5 protein-coding genes and 1 pseudogene are annotated in these 23,687 nt (G+C 73.0%); 2 read left to right on the top strand and 4 right to left on the bottom strand.

The window, feature by feature from the left end:
- From OQ02_RS37395 to OQ02_RS37385, 3 genes and pseudogenes are all read right to left on the bottom strand, one after another.
- A pseudogene (locus OQ02_RS37395) lies at nt 1-5,144 on the bottom strand (type I polyketide synthase); the annotation flags it as partial.
- Between the two features lie 220 nt (nt 5,145-5,364).
- The gene (locus tag OQ02_RS37390) at nt 5,365-16,290 is read right to left on the bottom strand and encodes an SDR family NAD(P)-dependent oxidoreductase (RefSeq protein WP_442973734.1); all 10,926 of its coding nucleotides are present in this window, start codon (nt 16,288-16,290) and stop codon (nt 5,365-5,367) included.
- Complete coding sequence (locus tag OQ02_RS37385) at nt 16,280-17,908, bottom strand: AMP-binding protein (RefSeq protein WP_051773284.1); 1,629 nt, start codon at nt 17,906-17,908, stop codon at nt 16,280-16,282. Before OQ02_RS37385 ends, OQ02_RS37390 begins: the two co-directional genes overlap by 11 nt.
- Nucleotides 17,909-17,979: 71 nt before the next feature.
- Here OQ02_RS37385 and OQ02_RS37380 point away from each other — a divergent pair, with 71 nt between their 5' ends.
- Nucleotides 17,980-18,243: an acyl carrier protein gene (locus OQ02_RS37380; protein WP_033443420.1), complete on the top strand. Its 264-nt coding sequence runs from the start codon at nt 17,980-17,982 to the stop codon at nt 18,241-18,243.
- A gap of 916 nt (nt 18,244-19,159) precedes the next feature.
- Nucleotides 19,160-21,490: a DUF6185 family protein gene (locus OQ02_RS37375; protein ID WP_033443419.1), complete on the top strand. Its 2,331-nt coding sequence runs from the start codon at nt 19,160-19,162 to the stop codon at nt 21,488-21,490.
- Between the two features lie 508 nt (nt 21,491-21,998).
- On the opposite strand, the gene OQ02_RS37370 is transcribed toward OQ02_RS37375, so the two are convergent.
- Nucleotides 21,999-23,054 carry a ParB/RepB/Spo0J family partition protein gene (locus OQ02_RS37370; protein WP_081916216.1) on the bottom strand — a complete coding sequence of 352 codons (1,056 nt, stop codon included), beginning with the start codon at nt 23,052-23,054 and terminating at the stop codon, nt 21,999-22,001.
- Between the last annotated feature and the right edge of the window lie 633 nt (nt 23,055-23,687).

Below are 23,687 nucleotides of genomic sequence, written 5' to 3'. Positions count from 1 at the left end.
CCCGCCAACACCACCCGCCGAACCCCATGCCCCCGCAACAAATGCGCCGCCACCACCCGCCCCAACACACCCGTCCCACCCGTCACCAACACCGTGCCGGTGGTCTCCAAGCTCCTGGGCACGGCGAGCACGAGCTTGCCGACGTGTCCGGCCGCCGCCATCAGCCGGAACGCCTCCGGTGCGCGCCGAACATCCCGCACGTCCACCGGCAGGCGGGGCAGCGCGCCGCGGTCGAGCATCGCCAGCACCTCGCCGAGCAGGACCCCGACCCGGTCGACACCGGCGTCCATGAGGTCGAAGGCCCGGTAGACGACCCCGGGGTGGGCCTCGGCGACCGCGTCGGGGTCGCGGAGATCGGTCTTGCCCATCTCCAGGAACAGCCCGCCGGGGGCGACCACGCGCAGCGACGCGTCCACGAACTCCCCCGCCAACGAGTTGAGCACCACGTCCACCCCGCGCCCACCCGTGGCGGCCCCGATCCGCTGCTCGAAGTCGAGGGTGCGTGAGGAGGCGATGTGGTCGTCGGGCACGCCCAGGGCGCGCAGCACGCCCCACTTCCCCTCGCCGGCCGTCGCGAACACCTCGGCCCCGAGGTGTCGGGCGAGGTGGACTGCGGCCATGCCGACCCCGCCGGTCGCCGCGTGCACGAGCACCGACATGCCGGGGCGCAACCGGCCGAGGTCGGACAGCCCGAAGTGGGCGGTGGCGAACACCAGCGGGACGGACGCCGCGTCCGAGAACGACCAGCCCTCCGGCATCCGCGCCAGCAGTCGGTGGTCGGTGACGGCGACCGGTCCGAACCCGCCACCGCACAGGCCGAGCACGCGATCACCGGGGGCGAAGTCCGACACGCCAGACCCGGTCTCCAGGACCACACCGGCGGCCTCGCTCCCGATCGGCCGGTCGTGCTCGGGCACCACGCCCAGGGTGACCAGCACGTCCCGGAAGTTCACGCCCGCCGCGCGCACGGCCACGCGGACCTGGCCGGGGCCGAGCGGCCCTTCCGCCTCGGGTGCGGGCACCAGCGCGAGCCCGTCGATACTTCCCGGCCCGGTGGCGCTGAGCCGCCAGCAGGGCGTGTCGGGTGGCACGAGCGCGTCGTCGAAGCTCGCCGGCGCGAGCCGCGGCACCCACGCCGCCCCGACCCGCAGCGCGAGTTGCGGCTCCCCCGTGGCGACGGCGGCGAGCACGGTGTCGACCGGCCCATCCGGGTCGTCGGAGTCGATCAGCACGAACCGACCGGGGTGCTCGGCCTGCGCGGACCGCACCAGGCCCCAGACCGGAGCCGTCGCCAAGTCGGTGACGTCGTCGTTCGGGCGGGCAGCGATCGCGGACGTCGTCAGCACCACCAGCGTCGCGGCGGCGAACCGGGGTTCGGTGATCCATCCGCGCACCCGGTCCAGCACGTGCCGGGTCCGGTCGTGCGACGCTGCCGGTCCGGTCGCGGGCCCGGCGCACCGCAGCAGGACCACGTCCGGCACCGGGGCGTCGTCGGTCAGGTCGTCGAACTCGGCCCACGGCGCCGGCTGCGTCGACGGCAGTGCGACCGGACGCCACTCCAGGCGGTGCAACGCGTCCGGGGCGTGCCGCGCCGGCGCGCTCACCGGCCGCAGGGTGAGGGCGTCCACCGACAGCACCGGTTCGCCGAGCGGGTCCCAGGCGTAAAGGGCGAGCGCGTGATCACCCTTCGGGGTCAGGCGGACCCGCAGTTCGGCCGCGCCGGTCGCGTGCAGCGCCACCCCGCTCCAGCCGAAGGGCAGCCGGGCAGTGGGCTCGGGCCCGTCGAGCGCGACGGCGTGCAGGGCTGCGTCGAGCAGCGCCGGGTGGACGCCGAAGCGTTCGAGCCCGGGACGCAGGTGCTCGGGCAGCGCCAACTCGGCGAAGACCTCGCCGCCGCGCCGCCACACCGCTCGCAGGCCGCGGAACGCCTCGCCGTACTCCAAGCCGAGAACGGCGAGCCGCTGGTGCAGGTCCGCCAACGGCACGGGCACCGCGCCGGCGGGCGGCCACTGGTCCGGCTCGGCGGGCGGCGGTTTCGCCTCGGCGGTCAGCAGACCACGAGCGTGTTCGGTCCACGCGCAGTCGTGGTCGTCCTGGGATGCGGAGTGGACGCTCATGGCGCGCCGACCGGACGGTTCCGGTTCCTCCACCACGACCTGCACGCGCACCCCCTCGCCGGCGGGCAGCACGAGGGGTCGCGTGAGCACGAGCTCGGCCACGGAGGCGCACCCCACCCGGTCCCCGGCACGCACGGCCAGTTCGAGGAACCCCGTCGCGGGGAACACCGTCTCGCCGCGCACCCTGTGGTCCGCCAACCACGGGTACGCGATCGTCGAAAGCCGCCCGGTCAGCACGACGCGTCCGGTCCCCGCCACCGGGGTCGCCGCGCCGAGCAGTGGGTGCGCGGTCTCCTCCAGGCCGGCGGCGCGCACGTCCGGTGCGCCGATCGAGGCGTCCAGCCAGAACCGCCTGCGCTGGAACGGGTAGGTGGGCAGGGCGACCTTCCGCGCGCCGAGCGGGGCGAACACGCGGGACCAGTCCACCGGGACGCCGCTCGCGTGGGCCTCGGCCAGGGCTGCGGTGAAACGGTCGGGGCCGCCTTCTCCGCGGCGCAGCGACGTCACCGTGCGCACGGTGACGCCCACGTCGTCGGCGATGCGCACGATGTCCGGGGTGAGCACGGGGTGGGGGCCGATCTCCAGGAAGGTCCGGTGCCCTCGGGCGAGCAGGGCGCGGACGGCAGGGTCGAAGTCCACCGGCCTGCGCAGGTTGTCGTACCAGTAGCGGGCGTCCAGCTCCTCGCCGCCGATCGGCTGCCCCGTCACCGTGGAGCAGAACGGCGTCCGGGTCGGCGACGGCGCGATCCGGGCCAGGTCGGCAGTCAGCCGCTCCCGGACGGCTCGCACGGCGGGCGAGTGCGAGGCGTAGTCCACCGGGAGGCGTCGGGCGCGCACGCCTTCGGCGGTCAGGTCGGACAGCAGCGCGTCGAGGTCCGGCCCCGGTCCGGCCAGCACCGTCGAGTCCGGGCTGTTGACGGCGGCCACGGTGATCCCGCCGGCGATGCGCCGCCGGGCGCGTTCGGGCGACATGGCCACCGACAGCAGCCCATCCCCCCGGCCGGAGAGGCGCTCGGCGACGGCCTTGGCGCGCAGCGCCACCACCGATGCGCCGTCGGCCAGGGTGAGCGCCCCGGCGACGCACGCCGCGGCGATCTCGCCCTGCGAGTGCCCCACCACGGCGGCCGGCCGCACGCCGCAGCACTGCCAGCGCTCGGCCAGCGCGACCATCACCGCCCACAGCAAGGGCTGCACCACGTCCACCCGGGTGAGCGCCGAGCCCTCGGAGCGCAGCACGTCGAGCACCGACCAGTCCTGGAACGGCGCGAGCGCGCGGTCGCAGGCGCGCAGGGACTCCTCGAACACCGGGTCGCCGCCCAGCATGGCCGCGGCCATGCCCTCCCACTGCGTCCCCTGGCCGGGGAAGACGAACACGGGGTGCTCGTCGGCGACGCTGGTGCCGCGCACCACATCGGGTGCTTCCGCGCCGCAGGCCACGGCACGCAGGCCGGCGGCCAAGGACGAGCGGTCGGCGGCGAGCACCACCGCGCGGTGCGCGAGGAGGGCGCGCGTGGTCGCCAGGGAGCAGGCGATGTCGGCGAGTGCCGGGTTGTCGGTTTGCGGGTGTCCGGCGAGGTGGTCGGTCAGCCGTTCGGCTTGGGCGCGCACCGCGTTGTCGTCCGTGCCGGAGAGGACGAAGGGCAGCGTCACGGCGGTGGCGGCGGTCCGCACCGGGACGGGCTCGGCGACCGGGGCCTGTTCCAGGATCACGTGCGCGTTGGTGCCGCTGAGCCCGAACGCGGAGATCCCGGCCCGGCGCGGCCTTCCGGTGTCCGGCCACGGCACCGGCCCGGTCAGCAGCCGGACCGAACCGCCCGACCAGTCGACGTGCGGGGACCGGGTGTCGGCGTGCAGCGTCGCCGGCAGCACGCCGTGCCGCATCGCCAGCACCATCTTGATGATCCCGGCCACGCCCGCCGCCGCCTGGGTGTGCCCGATGTTCGACTTCACCGAACCCAGCCACAGCGGCCGGTCACCCGGCCGGTCGGCGCCGTACGCGGCGAACAGCGCGCCTGCCTCGACGGGATCGCCCAACACGGTGCCGGTGCCGTGCGCCTCCACGGCGTCCACCTCGGCCGGGGCCAGCCCCGCCCGGTCCAGGGCCAGTCGGATGACCCGCTGCTGGGCGGGTCCGTTGGGCGTGGTGAGCCCGCTGCTGGCACCGTCGGAGTTGACCGCGGTCGAGCGGATGACGGCCAGCACCTCGTGCCCGTCGCGTCGGGCGTCGGACAGCCGCTGCAGCAGCAGGAACCCGGCGCCCTCGGCCCAGCCGACACCATCGGCGCGGGCGGAGAACGGCTTGCACCGGCCGTCCGCCGCGAGAGCACCTTGGCGCTGGAAGTCCACGAAGGTCTCCGGGGTCGACATCACCGTGACGCCACCGGCGAGCGCACGGTCGCAGTCGCCCTGGCGCAGCGCAGCCGCCGCCCAGTGCACAGCCACCAACGACGACGAGCACGCCGTGTCCACCGACACCGCCGGCCCTTCCAGGCCGAACGCGTAGGCCACCCGCCCGGACAGCACACTGCCGGCGTTGCCGTTGCCCAGGTAGCGGTCCACGTCCATCGGCGCGTCCCGGACGCGCGCGCCGTAATCGCGGTACATCACCCCGGCGAACACCCCGGTCCTGGTGCCGCGCAACGACCTCGGGTCCACACCGGCCCGCTCGAACGCCTCCCAGGCCGTTTCCAGCACCAGTCGCTGCTGCGGGTCCATGGCCAGTGCCTCGCGCGGCGAGATGCCGAACAGGTCGGGGTCGAACTCGGCCGCGTCGTGGAGGAACCCTCCGAGTCCCTCCACCTCCCACCCCCGGTCACGGGGGAAGTCGGACACCGCGTCCACGCCCCCGACCACCAGGTCCCACAACTGCTCGGGGGTGTGCACGCCGCCGGGGTAGCGGCAACTCATGCCGACCACCGCGATGGGTTCGGCGGCCCGTTCCTCCGCCTCGCGCAGGCTGGTCCGCGCCGCGCGCAGTTCCTCCGTGAGACGTCGCAGGTAGCCGACGAGACGGTCCTCCTCCGTCATGGGTGCTCCCTCACGTCGATGTTGTCCGGGGTTCGCGCCCCGGATGCCCAGGGCGATGGGGTGTGGCTCGTCGGGTGCTCGCCGCGGTGGCTCCGGAGGAATGGCCGCCTCGTCGTCCCGGACGCGCTCGGACCTGTCCGCCGGGCACTGCCGCGATACGACCGGAACGTCCACGCCCGTCTCGCCACAGGCGGCCACCGCTGCGGCTCGACGCGGTCATTCAGATCCCCCGGGCGGAGTCCGACGGGGTGGTGGGTCGGTCCTCGACCGGAACGTTCAACTCCCGGTCGAGGAGGTCGAGCAGTTCGTCGGTCGTCGCGGTGGCGAGATCCGGGGCGGTCGGCTCCGCGCGGGCCGGGTCGGCGGCGGACAACAGCGCTGTCAAACGCGCCGCCAACGCCACCCGGCCGTCCGGCTCCACCGGGTGGGCCGAGGCCAGCGCGGACTCCAGTTCGGCCAGAGCCTTCTCCCACGCCCGCGCCGCGGCGGGCGGATCACCGATCTCGGCCACCAGGTGGTGGACGACGGCGACGGGCGTGGGGAAGTCGAAGACCAGGGTGGCGGGCAGCCGCTGACCGGTGGCCGCGCCGAGCCGGTTGCGCAGTTCCAGCGCCGCGAGCGAGTCCACCCCCAGCTCGGTGAACCCGCGCTCGGGTCCGACCGCGTCGACGCCATCGTGCCCGAGCACGTCGGCGACGTGCGTGCGCACCAAGTCGAGCAGGTGGCGGTCGCGTTCCGCCGGGGTCATCGCGGCGAGGTGCGCGGCCGGGTCGTCGGGTGCGGTCGGGGGCACGGCTTCGCCGGCCGCCGGCCGGACCGGTGGGCGGACCAGGTCACGCAGCGGGGCGGGGACCGCGACGCCCGGGGCAGGCGGCGCGGCGTTGTCCAACGGGGCCGCCACCCGCACGGCGTCGGACTCGCACAGGGCTGCGTCCAGCAGGGCCAGGCCCGTGGCCGCGGTGATGTCGGCGAACCCCGAACGCCGCACGCGGGCGGCCTCGGCGCCGGCCAGCCGACCAGCCATCCCGGCCGCGTCCGCGGTGGCCGCCCACGGACCCCAGGCCACCGACAGGGCGGGCAGGCCCAGCCCGCGCCGATGTGCGGCCAGGGCGTCCAGGAAGGCGTTGGCGGCGGCGTAGTTGCCCTGCCCGGCCCCGCCGACCGTGCCAGCCACCGAGGAGAACAGCAGGAACGCGGACAGGTCGTGCCCGGCGGACAGCTCGTGCAGGTGCCAGGCGGCGTCGGCCTTGGGCGCGAGCACGGCGTCCACCTGCTCGGGGGTCAGCGCGTCCACCACACCGTCGGCCACGACCCCGGCGGCGTGCACAACAGCGGTCAGCCTGCGGGCACCGGGTACACCCGGTCCGGAGAACACCGACAGCACCTCGGTCAGCGCGGCGCGGTCGGACACGTCGCAGACCGGTGCCTCGACCCGTGCTCCAGCCGCGGTCAGCTCCGCGACCAGCTCGGCGAAGCCGGGCGCGGCGGCACCGCGTCGCCCCGGCAGGACCAGGTCCCGAACGCCGTGAGCGGTCACCAGGTGGCGTACGACCGCGCGACCGAGCAGACCCGTGGCGCCGGTCACCAGCACGGCGCCGTCGCCGAAGGCCGGCCCGCCCGGCCCCGCGCCGCCACCGGCGACCCTGACCAACCGGGGCACCCGCGCCCTGCCGTCGCGCACCACCACCTCGGGCTCGTCGACCGCCGCCGCCCATGGCACCGCGTCACCTGAGAAGTCGGGCAGGTCCAGCAGCGCGAAGCGGCCGGGGTGCTCGTCCTCCGCCGCGCGCACCAGACCGCGCACCGCCGCGCCGACGAGATCGGTCACACCGTCCCCCTCGGCGACCGCGACGGCGCCGGAGGTGACGAACACGAGCCTGCGGCCGGGCATGCGGTCGACGGCCGGCCACTCGCGGATCACCGCCAGCACTTCGACGATCGTCGTGCGCAGCGCCTCGGGGACGTCACCGGCCGGCGGGGCGAGCGGTACCAGCACGGCGTCCGGGGGCGGCGTCACGCCGTCGACGGCGGCGAGGGTGCGGCAGGCCGGGATCGCAGAGCCGAACACGGGCTCGCCCAAGACCACCACGCGGGCGCTCCGGAGTGGGGTGTCGACCTCGGTCCACCGGATCCGGAACAACCCGTTGACGGCGACGTGCCGGTCGACCGCCAGCGGGCGGGACACCAGTCCGGCCACCGAGACGACCGGCTGCCCCGCCGGGTCGGTCGCGACCAGCCGCACCCGGTCGTGGTCGACCGGCTTGATCCGGACCCGCAGCGCGGTGGCGCCGACCGCGTGTCGCGTCACGCCGGTCCACAGGAAGGGAACGTCGGGGCCGCCGGTGCCACTCGGATCACGTGGACCGTCACCGAGGCCGAGGACGTGCAGCGCCGCGTCGAACAACGCCGGGTGCAGGCCGAACCCGGAGGTGTCCGCCCCCTCCGGCAGGGCCACCTCGGCGAACAGCTCGTCTCCGCGCCGCCAGGCCGCGCGCAGCCCGCGGAACACCGGCCCGTAGTCGTACCCGCGCGCCGCCAGCTCCGCGTAGCGACCGGTCGTGTCCACGGGGGACGCGCCGGGCGGCGGCCAGGATTCCGCCGGCACCGCGACCGACGGGCGATCAGCGGACAGCACCCCGCCGGCGTGGTGCGTCCACGGCGCGTCTGCGGGCGCGTCCTGCGGCCTCGAGTGCACGGCGACCGCGCGGTGACCGGTGTCGTCCGGGGCGTCCACGGTGACCTGGACGGCCAGCGCACCGCGGTCGGGCAGGACGACCGGGCGGTGCAGCGCCAGCTCGCGCAGCGTCGGGCAGCCGAACTCGGCCCCGGCCCGCAACGCCAGCTCGACCACCGCCGTGCCGGGCAGCATGGCCACACCGGACACGACGTGATCGGCCAGCCAGGAGTGGGTGGCGGCGGAGATCCGGCCGGTCGCCACGACCCGGTCGCCGACGGCCGCCCGCAGCACCGCCCCCAGCAGCGGGTGCGCCGCCGGGGTCTGACCGAGAGCGGTCGGGTCGGCGCCACCGGTGTCGGCGTCGAGCCAGTAGCGCCGCCGCTGGAAGGGATAGGTCGGCAGGTCGACGCGGCGGGCACCGCGGCCGGCGGGCAATCGCCGCCAGGACACCTCGACGCCGCGGGTGTGCAGCCGGGCCAGTGCGGTGATCAGCTCGTCGGGTTCAGCGCGGCGACCGCCCATCGCGGGGACGAACAGCGCGTCGGTGTCCGGCAGGCACTCGGGTCCGGCGGCGGACAGCGCACTTCCCGGCCCCAGTTCGAGGAACGTGTCCACACCCAGCTCCGCCAAGGCGCGGACGCAGTCGTGGAACCGGACGGTGCCGCGGGCGTGCCGTGCCCAGTGCTCCCCCGGGTCCGGCGGTGGCTGTGTGATCGGAGCGCCGGTGACGGCGGAGACCAAGCCGGTGCGGGGCTCGGCGTGCGGAAGGGTCCGGGCGAACGCGCGCAGTTCTGCCAACACCGGGTCCACCAGCGGGGAGTGGAACGCCTGCGCGACGCGCAGCCGGCGGGTCCGCCGCCCCATCGCGCCGAAGTGGTCGGCGATCCGGGACACCCCTTCCTCGGTCCCCGACAGCACGACCGCGAGCGGGCCGTTCACCGCCGCGAGCGACACCTCGTCGGGACAACCGGCCAGCAGGGGGACGACCTCGGCCTCCGCGGCCTGGATCGCGACCATGGTCCCCGCCGAACCGGGTCGGCGCATCAGCTCGCCGCGAAGGGCCACCAGGCCGGCCGCGTGCGGCAGGGACAACAGGCCCGACACGTGCGCGGCGGCCAATTCACCCACCGAGTGCCCGGCGACGTGGTCCGGCCGCACGTCCCAGGACTCGACCAGCCGGAACAGCGCCACCTCGACCGCGAACAACGCGGCCTGGGTGAAGTCGGTGCGGTCCAGCAGGGTGGCGTCGGCCGAGCCGGGCTCGGCCGACAGGACTGCCCGCAGCGGTCGTTCGAGGCTGGCGTCCAAGTGCTCGGCCACCTCGTCCAGCGCGTCGCGGAACACCGGGAACGCCGCGTCCAGCCCGGCGCCCATGCCGATCCGCTGCGCGCCTTGGCCCGGGAACAGCACCGCCAGTCCGCCCGGCGTGGTCGTGCCGCGCACCACTCCGACGTTCTCCCGGTGGTGCGCCAGGTCGTCCAGCGCGGTGCGCAGTCCGGCGCGGTCCCCGACCACCGACACCGCCCGGTGCTCGAACCGCGTGCGGTCGGCGAGGGATGCGCCGAGGTCGAGCGGTGTGAGGTCCGGTTCGCGGTCCAGCAGGTCGCAGAGCCGCCGGGCCTGTGCTGCCAGCGCGCCCGCGGTCCTGGCCGACAGCGGCACCGGCACCGGGTGTCCCAGCTCGTTCGGCGGCGGGACGGGCGGTGTGGGCGGCGCCTGCTCGACGATCACGTGGGCGTTGGTGCCACCGATGCCGAAGGACGACACCGCTGCCCGCCGGGGCCGGTCCACCCCGGGCCAGGGCACCGGCTCCGTGACCAGCCGCACCGCGCCGGAGGACCAGTCCACGTGTCGCGAAGGCCGATCAACGTGCAGGGTGGCGGGCAGTGATCCGTGCCGCATCGCCTGCACCATCTTGATCACACCGGCCACGCCGGCAGCGGCCTGGGTGTGCCCGATGTTCGACTTCACCGAACCCAGCCACAACGGGTTCGCGCCGGACCGGTCGCGACCGTAGACGGCCAGCAGCGCCCGCGCCTCGATCGGGTCGCCGAGGGTGGTGCCGGTGCCGTGCGCCTCCACCGCGTCCACGTCGGACGGCGCCAACCCGCCGTCGGCGAGCGCCTGCCGGAGCACGCGCTGCTGCGCCGTGCCGCTGGGCGCGGTGAGTCCGTTGGACGCGCCGTCGTGGTTGACCGCCGATCCGCGCAGCACGGCCAGGACCGGGTGCCCGTGACGCACGGCGTCGGAGTGCCGCTCCAGCACCAGCACGCCCGCGCCCTCGGCCCACCCGGTGCCGTCGGCGGCGTCGGCGAACGGCTTGCACCGGCCGTCGGGCGCCAGGCCGCGCTGCCGGCTGAAGTCGATGAACGTGGCCAGGGTGTTCATCACGGTCACGCCGCCCGCCAAGGCCAGCGAGCACTCCCCCGAACGCAGCGCACGGGCCGCGAGGTGCAGCGCCACCAGTGACGACGAGCAGGCCGTGTCCACCGACAAGACCGGGCCGTGCAGTCCCAGCACGTAGGCGACCCGACCCGACAGCACGGCCGCCGTGCTGCCGTTGCCCAGGTAGCCGGCGACCCGCTCGGGGATCTCGGTGAACCGCAGCTCGTGATCGTGGTACATCACCCCGGCGAACACGCCGGTCTGGCTGCCGCGCAGGGACAAGGGATCGATACCGGCCCGTTCGACGGCCTCCCAGCACACCTCGAGCATCACCCGCTGCTGGGGATCCATCGCCAGCGCCTCGCGCGGGGGGATGCCGAAGAACTCGGCGTCGAAGTCCAAGGCGTCTATTAGGAAGCCGCCCTCGCGCGTGTAGGTCTTGCCCGACTTGCCCACCTCGGGGTCGTAGGCCCCGTCGACGTCCCAACCCCGGTCACGCGGGAAGCCCGAGACCGCGTCCACGCCCCGGGCGACCAGATCCCACAGGTCGTCCGGCGAGCCGACCCCGCCGGGATACCGGCAGCTCATCCCGACGATGACCACCGGATCGTCGTCGTGGCCGCGCGCGACGGTCGGGGGCGGCGGCACGGGAGTGGCAGCCGACGGGGAGAACCTGTCCAGCAGCGAGGTGACCAGCGCGACCGCGGTCGGGTGGTCGAACACCAGGGTCGCGGGCAGCGTGAGCCCGGTCGCCCGGCTCAGCCGGTTGCGCAGTTCGACCGCGGCGAGCGAGTCGAACCCGAGGTCCTTCAGAGCACGGCGAGGCTCGATCAGGTCCGTCCCACCGTGCCCGAGCACCGAGGCGATGTGGCCGCGCACGAGGTCGAGCAGGAACTGTTCCCGATCGTGCTCGGTGAGAGCTGCCAGCTGTCCCTGAAGAACGGACGGACCGGCACCGCCGGTGGCGGCACGGCGCACAGCCACCGGCGCCACCCCTCGGAGCACGGGCGGCAGCTCAGCACCACGAGCACGCAACGCGGTCGTGTCGAGCAGCACGGGGAGCAGCAGCGCGTCGTCGGCCCCGAGGGCGGCGTCGAACAGGGCCAGTCCCTGCTCGACGGTCAGGCCCCGATCGCCCGACCGCGCCATCTTGGCGATGTCCGCGTCGGTGAGGTGTTCGGTCAGGCCAGTGCGCTTGGACCAGAACCCCCACGCCAGCGACGTCGCCGGACGGCCGTGTGCCCTGCGATGGGCGGCCAAGCCGTCGAGGAACGCGTTCGCGGCGGCGTAGTTCGCCTGCGCGGCGCCGTCGACGATCCCGGTCGCGGAGGAGTACAGCACGAACGCGGCCAGGTCCGCGCCTTCCGTGAGCTCGTGCAGGTTCCAGGCGGCGTCGACCTTGGGCCGCAGCACGGCGTCCACCCGCTCCGGTGTCAACGACGGGATCGCCCCGTCGTCGAGCACGCCCGCCGTGTGCACGACGGCGGTGAGCGGGTGCTCGGCGGGAACCTCGTCGAGCACTCGGGCGAGCATCTCCCGGTCGGCCACGTCACAGGCCGCGACCGTCACCTCGGCGCCGAGTCCGGTCAGCTCGGCGCGAAGCTCCTCGGCACCGGGTGCGTCCGCTCCGCGCCTGCTGACGAGGATCAACCGTCGCACGCCGTGGTGGGCGACGACGTGCCGGGCGACCAGGCCGCCGAGCACACCGGTGCCACCCGTGATCAGCACGGTGCCGTCCGGCTTCATCGGTCGGCACGCTTCACCGGCCTCGGCACGTGCGATCCGCGGGACGTGCACGCGGCCGGCGCGGACCGCGAGTTGCGTCTCGCCGGACTCCACGGCGGCAAGGACGTCCGCGAGGGGCAGGGGGTGCTCGTCGACGTCGAGGAGCACGAACCGGCCGGGCTCTTCGGACTGCGCCGAGCGGACCAGTCCCCACACCGCGGCCGCAGCCAGATCGGTGACGTCCTCACCGCGGACCGACACCGCCGCCCTGGTGACCACGACGAGCCGGGAGTCGGCCGACCAGCGCTGGAGGCGGCCGAGCACCTCCTTGACCAACCGGTGCGCGTTGTCCGGCGTGGACGCGTTCGGATCCGCCGCGACGGTCACGAACTCCGTGCCGGCGGCGGTGAGCGCCTCGATGCCGACGAACCCGCCCGTCGCCGCGTCCGGCAGGACACGCCAGTCCAAGCGGTACAACGAATCCCGGGCCGCGCCGACCGGCGACCTCATCGGCCGGATCACCAACGATCCGATCGACGCCACCGGGGCGCCGGTGGCGTCGGCGACCTCGACCGCCACCGCGTCGGCGCCGGCGGTCGTCACCCTCACCCGCAGCGACGTCGCGCCCTGCGCGAACAGCGACACCCCGTTCCAGGTGAACGGGAGGCCGTTCGGCACCGGCTCGATCAGCCGCCCGTAGTCGATCGCGTGCAACGCGGCGTCCAGCAGAGCCGGGTGGAGGCCGAACCCGCCCGCCTCGACGCCCTCCGGGAGGACGACCTCGGCGAACACCTCCCCGTCCGCACGCCACACCGCGCGCAGCCCTCGGAACGTCGGACCGTAGTCGTAGCCCTGTTCCGAGAATTCCGCGTAGGCGTCGCCGACGTCCACCCGCTCACCCGCCGGCGGCCACCGGGTGAGGTCGAAACCGGCGGGGTGGACCACCGCCGAGAGGAAGCCGACTGCGTGCTGCGCCCACGGCTGGTCGGCCGGGGCGCCCGCTTGGCGGGAGTAGATCGCGAACCTGCGGCGACCCTCGTCCGGGGCGTCGACGACGATCTGCACGACCACTCCCCCGACGGCGGGGATCACGAGCGGGGCGACGAGGGTCAGTTCCTCGACCGCGCCGGCTCCGACCTCGTCCGCGCCCCGGATGGCGAGTTCCACGAACCCCGTGCCGGGGAACAGGATGTGCCCGGCGACGACGTGGTCCGCGAGCCACGGGTGGGTGCGGGTGTCCAGGCGTCCGGTGAGCGCGACAGCGCCCCCCTCCGCGAGCGGGAACACCGCACCGACGAGCGGGTGATCGGTCGGGGTGAGCCCGACCGTCGAGACGTCGCCGCCCGCATCGGTGTTGCCGAGCCAGTAGTGCTGCCGGTCGAAGGCGTACGTGGGCAGGTCGACCCGCCGGGCGTCCGGGGGGAAGGTCGCGGTCCAGTCGACGTCGACGCCACCGGCCCACAGCTCGCCGGCCGAACGCAGGAACCGGTCCAGCCCGCCGTCGTCCCGACGCAGGGTGCCCACGACCACCGCGTCCGCGGTCTCGGCGATCGCGGGAGTGGTCACGGGGTGCGTGCTCGACTCCACGAACGCGGTGAAACCCTGCGCGGACAGGGCTTCGACGGCGTCGGCGAACAGGACGCGCTGCCGCAGGTTGCGGTACCAGTACTCGGCATCCGTCGCCGCGGACTCCAGCCATCCACCCGTCACGGTGGAGAAGAACGGGATCTCCGGGACCTGCGGGGTGATCGGCGCCAGCGCCTCCAGCAACTCCTCGCGGAGTTGCTCCACCTGCGCCGAGTGCGACGCGTAGTCCACCGCGATCCGACGGACCCGCGCGCCCTCGGCCCCTGCCTCGCCCGACAGCTCCTCGAACAGGGTGTCCAGTCCGGCCGGGTCACCGGAGACCACGACCCAGCCGGGGCCGTTGACCGCGGCGATCGATGCACCGGCGGGCAACCGCGACTCGACCTCGGCGACAGGGAGGCGGACCGACACCATGCCGCCCGCCCCGGCCAGCGACCGGGCGATCGCCCCGGAACGCAGCGCCACCACCCGCGCGCCGTCCTCCAGGGACAGCGCGCCGGACACGACGGCCGCGGCGATCTCGCCCTGGGAGTGCCCCACCACCGCATCCGGCTTCACGCCGACGGAACTCCAGAGCGCGGCCAGCGACACCATGACCGCGAACGAGGCGGGTTGGACGACGTCGACCCGATCCAGCAACGAGCCGTCGGGATCGCGCAGGACGTCCAGGAGCGACCAGTCCACCAGCGGTTCCAGTGCCGCCGCGCACTCGGTCAGTCGTGCCGCGAACACCGGCGATTCCTCCGCCAGCTGCGCGCCCATGCGCGCCCACTGCGAACCCTGGCCCGGGAACACCAGTGCCAGCCTGCCGGGCGCCCCCGGCGGTCCGCCGGGCTCGATCCCCGCCAGTCCCGCCCGGAGCTCCGCCAGGTCCCGGCCGATCACCACCGCGCGACGGTCGAACACCGCCCGGGTGGACGCCAGGGAGAAACCGATGTCCACCGAGTCCCGGCCGTCCGCGAACGCCGACAACCGCTCGGCCTGACCTCGCAGTGCGGCCTGGCTCTTGGCCGAGATCACCCACGGGATCGCCGATCCGGGACGCTCGCGCAGGACGGGAGCCCGGTCGACGGGCACATGACCGGCCGGCCCGCTCCGAACGACCGGTCCCTCGGTGAGCGACTGCCTGACCGGTGCGTGCTCCGCCGGCGGCTGCTCGACGATCACGTGCGCGTTCGTGCCACTCACCCCGAACGACGACACCCCGGCCCGCCGCGGCCGGTCGCTCTCCCACGCGGTCGCCTCCGTCAGCAGCCGCACCGCTCCGGTCGACCAGTCCACCTGCGGTGACGGCTCGTCCACGAACAGCGTCTTCGGCAGCACCCGGTACCGCATCGCCATGATCATCTTGATCACGCCCGCCACGCCGGCCGCGGCCTGCGTGTGGCCGATGTTCGACTTCACCGAGCCGAGCTCGAGCGGAACGTCCCGGTCCTGGCCGTACGTCGCCAGCAGGGCGTGCGCTTCGATCCGGTCGCCCAGCGTGGTTCCCGTGCCGTGCGCCTCGACGACGTCGACCTCGGACGCCCGCAGCCCGGCGTCCGCCAGGGCGGTCCGGATCACCATCCGCTGCGCGATCCCGCTGGGCGCGGTGAGCCCGTTCGAGGCGCCGTCCTGGTTGATCGCGGAACCCCGCAGCACGGCCAGCACCTCGTGCCCGTTGCGCTGGGCGTCGGACAACCGCTCCAGCACCAGGAGACCGACGCCTTCGGCGAACCCGGTGCCGTCCGCGGCGGCAGCGAACGCCTTGCACCGGCCGTCCGGAGCCAACGCCCGCTGACGGCTGTACGCGGTGAACGTGCCGGGACCGCCGAGCACCGCAACGCCACCGGCCAGCGCCAGTGCGCACTCCCCCGCACGCAGCGACCGCATCGCGAGGTGGATCGCGACGAGCGAACCGGAGCACGCCGTGTCGACCGTGAAGGTCGGCCCGTGCAGGCCGTACACGTACGCCACCCGCCCGGCGGCCACGCTCAGCGCGTTCCCGGTCATCAGGTAGCCGTCAAGCCCGTCCTCTGCCGCGTGCAGCCGTGGGCCGTACTCCTGCGGCTCGGCGCCGACGAAGACCCCGGTCGCGCTACCCCGCAACGTGGTCGGGTCGATCCCGGCCCGCTCGAACGCCTCCCACGACGTTTCGAGCAGCTGGCGTTGCTGCGGGTCCATCGCCTGCGCCTCACGGGGCGCGATACCGAAGAAGTCGGCGTCGAACCGCGCGGCGTCGGTCAGGAAACCGGCTGCACGGACGTACGACTTGCCCGGCTTGCCCGGGTCGGAGTCGAAGAGCCCGTCGAGGTCCCAGCCGCGGTCGGTCGGGAAACCCGAGATCACGTGACGCCCCGCGTCCACCAGCCGCCAGAGGTCCTCCGCGGACGCCACACCACCGGGGTACCGGCAACCGATGCCGACGACGGCGATCGGATCGCTGTCCGCAGGTGTCGACCGGCGCTCCTCGACCGACTCGTCGCCGGTGCCGCGCAGCTCAGCGCCGAGGCGGCGGGCCAGGTCGCCCGGCGTGGGGTGGTCGAAGACCGCGGTGGCGGGCAGCGCCACCCCGGTCGCCTCGACCAGCCTGGCCTGCAAGTCCAGCGAAGCCAGGGAGTCGAAGCCCAGGTCGCGGAACGAGCGGTCGGCGGGCAGGTCCGCCGGCACGTCCAAATCGGCTGCGCGCAGCGCCGCCACCGCGTGCTCACGGACCACGGCCAGCAGGTCGCCTTCCCGTGCCACGTTCCGGCCAGGGCCGCGACGAGCCCCACCCACGGCGTCATCCATCAACGAACTCCACTCGGCCGGCGGACTGGGCGTGCGGGATCGTTCCCGCGTTCGCGGCCAGGTCGACGGCCGTGCGTGCCAGCGCGCCCCTGTCGACCTTGCCGTTGGCGTTGCGCGGCAACTCCGGCAGGTGCCGGTAGTGCCTTGGCACCATCCCCCTGGGCAGCACCGCCGCGAGCTGACGCGCCAGAACCACCGGGGAGCGCGGGAGTCCGGTGTGGAAGGCGACCAATTCGACGGCCCGCCCGGTCGACACGCCCACGACCGCCGCGTCGAGCACCCCCTCGCAGCCGCGCAGCGCGTGCTCGACCTCGGCCGGCTCGACCCTCCACCCGCGCACCTGCACCTGCGTGTCGATCCGCCCCAGGTAGGCCAGTTCACCGTCGACGAGCCGCCGCACCCAGTCGCCGGTGCGATACCAGGAACGGTCGTCGAGGCGCAGGAACCGATCGCGGTCGTCCTCGGCGTCCACGTAGCCGGAAATGGCCTGCGGGCCGCTCACGCACAGCTCGCCCTCGTCGGCGCACGGCTGTCCGCGGTGGTCGAGCAGCAGGTAGGGGTGCCCCGGGTGGACCGCGCCGATGGGCACCACACCGTTGACCGCCGCCTCGGCGGACCGATCGCCGGCCCACCGGTGCGCCGTGATGGTCACCGTCAACTCGGTTGGTCCGTAGAGGTTCTCCAAGCGGGAGTTCCCCGCCGCACGGGCCCAGTCGGCGGCGTCCCGGCAGAGCAGCGCCTCTCCGGCGAACAGGCTCCACCGCAGCGATGGCATCGAACCAGGTGACAGGCCGGAAGTGGACCGGACCACACCGATCGTGCCCGGTGTCGAGAACCACACGCTGATCCGCCGGTCGGCCACGAACGCGGGCAGGTCCCTGTAGGCGGTCGCGGGCACTCTCACCACGGATGCGCCCGCACCCCACGCGCAGAACAGGTCGAACAGCGCGCAGTCGAAGGTGAGGCCGAAGGTCTGCGAGAAGACGTCGTCCTGGGTGAAGTCGTAACGCGCGTCCAGCAGGCCGAAGTAGTGCGCTGCGCCGGCATGCGAAACCGGCACCCCCTTGGGGCTGCCGGACGATCCCGAGGTGAACAACACGCAGGCGGTGTCGCTGCTGCCGACCGGTTCGGGCCGGCCCAACGCCGACGCGGGGTCGGGCACGACACCCGCACCGCCCGGGGCGAGGCCGTCGACGCACAGGACGGTCAGGTCGGGGCGCTCCGCCAGCAGTCCGGGCACGAGGTCCCGCCCCCGCGCGTCGACGACCAGGGCGGACACACCGGCTGCGTCGATCATCCGCGCGGTCCTGGCAACCGGGAAGTCCGGCTCCAGCGGGACAACCGCCGCTCCGGCGTACAGCGCGGCGAGGACTCCGACGTAGCCGTGCGCGCCCGAAGCCAGCACCCCCACCGCGCGCGGACGTACCGGTGGACGCGCGAGAAGCGTGCCCGCCCAGCACAACGCCAGCCGATGGACCGCCCGGTAGCTCAGAACCCCGTCCGCGTCACCCACCGCACACCGATCGGGGGAAATCGCCAAACCCCGGAGGAAACGGGCGGACAAGGAGTTCACCGACGCGACCCCGACAAGTTCACCCTCAAACTCGTACACGTTTCCCATTCTCAGGACATCACCGGTCCGGGCGCTTCTCCCACCGGGGGCGCGATCGAATATGTGTTACCTTTCCACCCATGTTGGATGCACGATTCGAAGCCATCACCCGGACCCATCTACCCTTCGTCGCGGAACAGGACGAGTTGCACGCGGATCTCGACCTGCGCTCGGCAGGATTGGACTCCGTGGGTATGGTGACCCTGCTCTCCGAACTGGAGAACACCTATGGCGTCAGGCTTCCGGAAGACCTGTTGACCGAATCCACCTTCGCCACGCTCGCAAGCCTGCGCCACGCGTTCTCGACCACCGTCGGGTCATCCGAGCAGGCGACTCATCCATGACAGCTGATCGGCGCTGCCCCGGTTCCGCACCTCGAGTCACAGCCGCACCCCAAATGCCCTTCCCCTCGACATCCGCCAACGACCACGCGAACCTTGTATAGCAAGTCGCCCAACCCCGCCCAAGACTGACCACTCGTACGAGAGGGACACCCACCCGTTCGAATTAACTCCACGACACCTGGTCACCAACCGGCAGCAAACATCACGGCACTCACCACCAAGGCAGTCCCCGAGCCGTCTCCAGGTAACACACCAGTCGAATACCCGCATGAACCCGGAATCCCCCTTAAGGGCGTCTCTCAGTGATGCAACGACCCGCCTGACCGCAGCCGGCGAAGAAGGGCTCGGCCCACTTGTGTGACCGAGCCGGCCTCTTCCCGATGTAAGGCCGGGTCTCCGCGATCACCTCCGACCGCGTGTTGATCAAGGTGTGGCGGTGCCGCTCCCCCACCTGACCAGACCGGGCGCGGGCGGCTCCAGCACGCGGGCAGGCGATCGACTGACTGCACCCACATCGCGCCTATGCCCGCGGCCCTGGAGCGCTCCCGCAGAGCGCGGCCGAGGCAGAACCGCGACCACCTCCAGGACCGGTGGTCTTCCGGCGGTTGCGGTCATCGCAAGACGGCTAACGCCGACGTCGTTTCGCACCGATGAAGGTGACGTCCGCCGTTCCTCCCCGTAGCGAGGTCGTTCTGTGGGATTACCCCCGCGTCGTGCCCGTGCCCGCCGCGTCCTGCCGGCCGAACTGCGAAAACATCCGTTGCAGGCAGTGCGACGTTCGCTTGCCGCACTTGTCCACCGCATACGGCGCCCCGGATCGTCACCGCACGCGTTGGCCAACGTCCGTCCGTCAGGGTGGCGGTCCGCCCGGGGATGGCTACGCCGTTGGTCACCCACCGTCCTGTTCGTCCTGATCATGACCGCGGTCGCAGTGATCGGCGCGGGATGGTTCGCGGCACCGCACGGTCCGGACGAGGGACGGCCATCCGCGTGCGATCCCGGCACATTCCGGGAGGCCGAGGTGGACCTGCGGGTGCAAGTGGCCGTGGCCGGGTTGGATTACCCCCGGATCACCAGTGACGTGCGGATCACGGTGCCGCGCGCGGTGCCAGGGGTGGAAAATCTGCTCGCCGGCACCGAGAGCGAGTCCGGCCGCACCGCGTTCGCGTGCCTGCTGGGACCCGACCGGTCGCCGTCCGAGGTGCGGAACTCGCCACCTGCTGTCGTCATTGGCGAAGGAGTCGTGGTCATCACCCACCGGTCCACCACGGACGTCGTGCACCAGTCCACCGCCTGGGCCGACTTCACCAGCGTCCAGGTCGACACGACCGGTCGTCCGTGGCGGCTGGCCGTCGACTCCCCGATCGGTCTGCGGTTCGCCGCCTGGGAGGTCACGCTGATCGCCCCGGACAGATGGCTGTCCGCACCGCGACCGTGGCGGTCGGCCGAGTCGGACGGGACGCAGTTGCAGTGGCCGCGGTCCGTCCCAACCGCCTCCCGTGACGGCGCGTTGACGACCTCGTTGGAATACCGGGTGGTATCAGCCGAACTGCGCCCGGACGCGCGCAGCACCACCACCGCTCGAGCCACCGACCGCATGCACAAGCCCTTCACCTGGGGCGTGTACTGGCTGTCAGCGCTGATCTTCTGCCTGGTCGTGCGGTGGCACGTTCGCGCGCCACGCGGACCGGCCGCATCGTTCGAGTCGGTGTCCGCCCGCCGGGCCCGCCGGGCCGTCCGCCCACTGCCCTACCTCGTGGTGATCGCGGGCACCCAGGCCGTGATCGACGCCGTACTTCCCACCAACGCACCTGCTTGGCCGGTGATCGCCTGGATCGCGGACGCCATCCTCCTGGTGCTGCTGGCGTCGACGGCGCTGCTGTGGTGGCTGCCCCGGACGGCAGTGGCGGCACTGGCCGTCACCGGTGCCGCCGCGCTGGCCCTCACCGTTCCCGACCAGTCGAACGGACGCACCTGGCTGACCGACGCCGCAGCCGCCACCGCGGCTTTCACCATCAGCCTGTTGCTGGTGGTCGGCGTGGGCAAGGCGCTGTTCGTGCTGCTGCGCAGCCGCACGGACACACCTCGGTGGCTGTGGTGGGTCGGAGCAACGGCAGCGACCGTGCTGATCCTGGAGGAGCTGCTGCTCACGCTCTGCAACCAAGAGCGCCGGCAGTGGCTGGACTACCCGCCGCTATTCCGTGACACCTCGCAGATCTACCGGTACTACCCGCTCGACCTGCTTGACGAGGCGGCATGGCCGGCGCTGCTGATCACCTGCGCCGCGGTCTGGCGGTACTGGGCCGAGCACTGGTTCGAGCACGGACACCGGTCCCCGTTGCGCGCCGCGATCGTGCTGTTCGCGATCGGTCCGATCTGGTGGGACGTCCAACTGTGGGGCATCTGGTGGTGGGCCTGGCTGCTGGGGTTCGCCGCCATCGCGGTGTTCTGGCTGCTGTGGCCCAAACTGTGGCCTCCGGTGCTCGCCCATCCCGCCGTCGACACCGACGACCTGCGCCCCGAACACCTGCGGCACCAGGCAAGGCAGTGGTACGCCGACCGCCCGCCACGCGGACCCGCGCCCTCCGCGGTCCACGTGCTGATCGCCGCCGGTCCAGGCGGCACCCCGACCAGCACCGCACGCACCGCCATCCGCCTGGTCGCCCTGCCCGCCTTCATCGCCGGCACCGGCCTGACGATCACGAAGTGGATCACCTACCCACTGGTGCCGGTCGGCCGGCAGCACTCCGTCATCCTCAGCCTGGTCGACACCATCGCCTGGGAAGCCGCCAAGTGGCTTCTCGCTGCGGCGGCCCTCGGCATGGCCTGGCGACACCTGCCAGGCCGGCGCGGACCCACCAAGGCCCTGCCCCTAATACTCGCCTACACCGCCGCACCCGTGACCCTGTTCCTGCTCACTCGCGCCTACGGCGGCGTTCCTGATTGGATTCCCCTGGCCGACGTGGGTCTGTTCGTATTGGTGATGGTCTTCGTCGCGCTCCGCGTCGACCTCACCGCCCTCGACGGGACACACGAGGCCGCCCACCGTTCCGGACGACTGCACCGCATCCTCACCGCGCTCGGACTGGACGCACTGCCCCGCTGGTTCATCGAGGCTGTCACGCTGGTTGCGACGCTCCTGGCCATCTGGACCGCCCTCACCGGTGGCGACGCCTCCTTCCCGACCGCCCCAGCCGACACCGTTGGCCCTCCCATCGCGAACCCGGCCCACGCCCCACATCGATAGCCCATAGCGCCACTCACGCCGGGTCAACCCCGGCATCTCGCTGTTCTGCGGTAGAGACGAACCCGGTCCGAGAAGCGGTCAGCTGGAACCGCGACCGGCGTGGGTCGGCACGGGTGGTGCCGCCCCACGCCACTTGTCGGGACCCGGCGGAACACCTGGTGAGCGGAACCCTCGTCAAGCGGCACACGACCTCGACCCGTATCGGGCAAGTCGATCCGTCGAGCCGATCGACGAACATTCCTGGTCCACCGCGGTGCCACCGGCGGCGAGCACGACGATCGGCGGCGACGCGCGAGTGCCTGCCACGGCGGGGGACGGCCGTCGCACCAAGCAGTTGCCCGGGTGGCTGTGGGGCGCATCGGGCTGCGGGTGGTGGCCGACGGGGCGATCACCGGCCAGTGTGTCCACATGTCCGCAGGCCTCGGCGATCACGGAGCAGACCGCTCGGCCGACGGAACGGCGGTGCGGCGGCTGCCTCCCCCAGAAAGACGTGCACATGTGACGAGGATCAGCCCGTGCGCGGGGGCTGGACGCTGCGCGGAGTGGCCGGCTGGAACATCCGCACGTGCCCGTCTCTCGGACGTGCGCGGGCCTGCGGGATGAAAGGACGGGCCTGCGGCGACGGTCTGGAGTCGCACGGTATGTCGTAGGTGCGCAGGGTGTCAGCGGTGCGGCGCAGGTCGTCCGCGCAGCCGGAGAGGATCTCGGCGACCGCCGCGCGGCCGTGCGGAGGGATGCCGGGTGCGAGGTCGCGCCAGTCTTCGATCCGGCGCAACTGGGTGTGCAACTGCTGCAGCACAAGTCTCCCGACCTCGTTGAGGCGGAAGGACGGGTCGTTGCACAGCACGTTGAGCACCGACACGTGGTCACCCAGTTCCACTACGACGGGATCGGACCTGGTGGGACGGGAGCGTTCGGTGCCGGGGACGAGATCCCGACCTTCTGCGAGCCGACGGCGCACGTCGCGCGCGGTACCCACCGAAATGTTCGCGAGGCGGGCGATCTCCCGCAGCGAGGCGTTCGGGTTGGTCCGGATGACCTCCGCCGCCGCGGCGCGGCCGGCGGCGGTGCTCATCGGACGGACACGGCCGTCACGGCCGGTCCTCGACACCTGGGCACCCCCCGTCGCCGCCCTGCGCAGGGCGGCGACGGCCTTGGCTCCCAAGCCCGCCGCGGCGGCAATGGCGCGGTCGGACAGGGAGGGGTGCGAATGCAGTATCCGGAGCGCCGCCCGCTTGCGGTCCTCTCGGCTCAGCGGCAGGCCGTGCGCAGTGTTGAGCTTGACGGCCAGCAGGAAGGCGTCGCGATCATCGCCGTCGAACCACTGCGCGGTTATGGTGCGCAGCCCGAGCGCACGGGCTGCCTGCACGCGGTGCATGCCGTCGATGACCCGGAGGCTCTGGCGGTGCACCAGGATCGGGGGCAGTTCCGCGCCGCTCTCGGCAAGGGTGCGCACGTGCTCTGGATTCGTGCTCGACCGCGGCGAATCGCTGGGGAGCAAACTGCTGATGTCGAGCTCCACCGTGGATGCGGACAGTTGATCGGAGCTGGTGTTCTCTGACATGAATCCTCTCTGGGTGTAATGTGCCACCTCGCGCCCGCAGTGGCTCGAACGGTCGGTCAGGGATCGGTGGCCCACAGGCTCTGACCTCGTTGAACCGCCCTCGGCCCCCTCTCCGGTGATTCGACCATTCCCCGACCGGCTCCTCCGATCGGCACACAGGTCGCCAGCTCCCGCACGTGCCAAACGCCCGCGACCGGAGCCGCGAGCGAGCGGAGAGCGGGATGCTAGGCGACCTGTACTTCCGACTATTACCCGTTTCTTTCCGACAAGCCAGGGCCCCAAGGCGGGTCATCTCAAACATCCCCTGATCGGACCAGTGTTCGGACTCGTTGCCACCAAACGACTTCGGCCGTATTCCACGGGAGAAAGAACAGGAACCCCAGAATGCGGAGTACCGATTTCTTTGTCGTCGTCAACCACCGGGCGCACGCCTCGCCACTCGTCCGCTTGTCGCATCGGCCCGCTTTTCCGGTATATCCCGAACACTCGAGTACCGTCGAACGCATTCGAAGCCGATCACCGGCAGTTCACCAGGACGTTCGCACACCCGGCGGCATGACGCGGCGATGCGCAGCGTGCGAGCCGGTGCCCGGCGGAACGTCGTCCCGCCGGGCACCGGCTCGCGCAGATCGC

It is taken from the genome of Saccharothrix sp. NRRL B-16314, from assembly GCF_000716595.1.
GTDB lineage: Bacteria > Actinomycetota > Actinomycetes > Mycobacteriales > Pseudonocardiaceae > Actinosynnema.
This window is presented reverse-complemented; position numbering and strand designations above follow the sequence as displayed.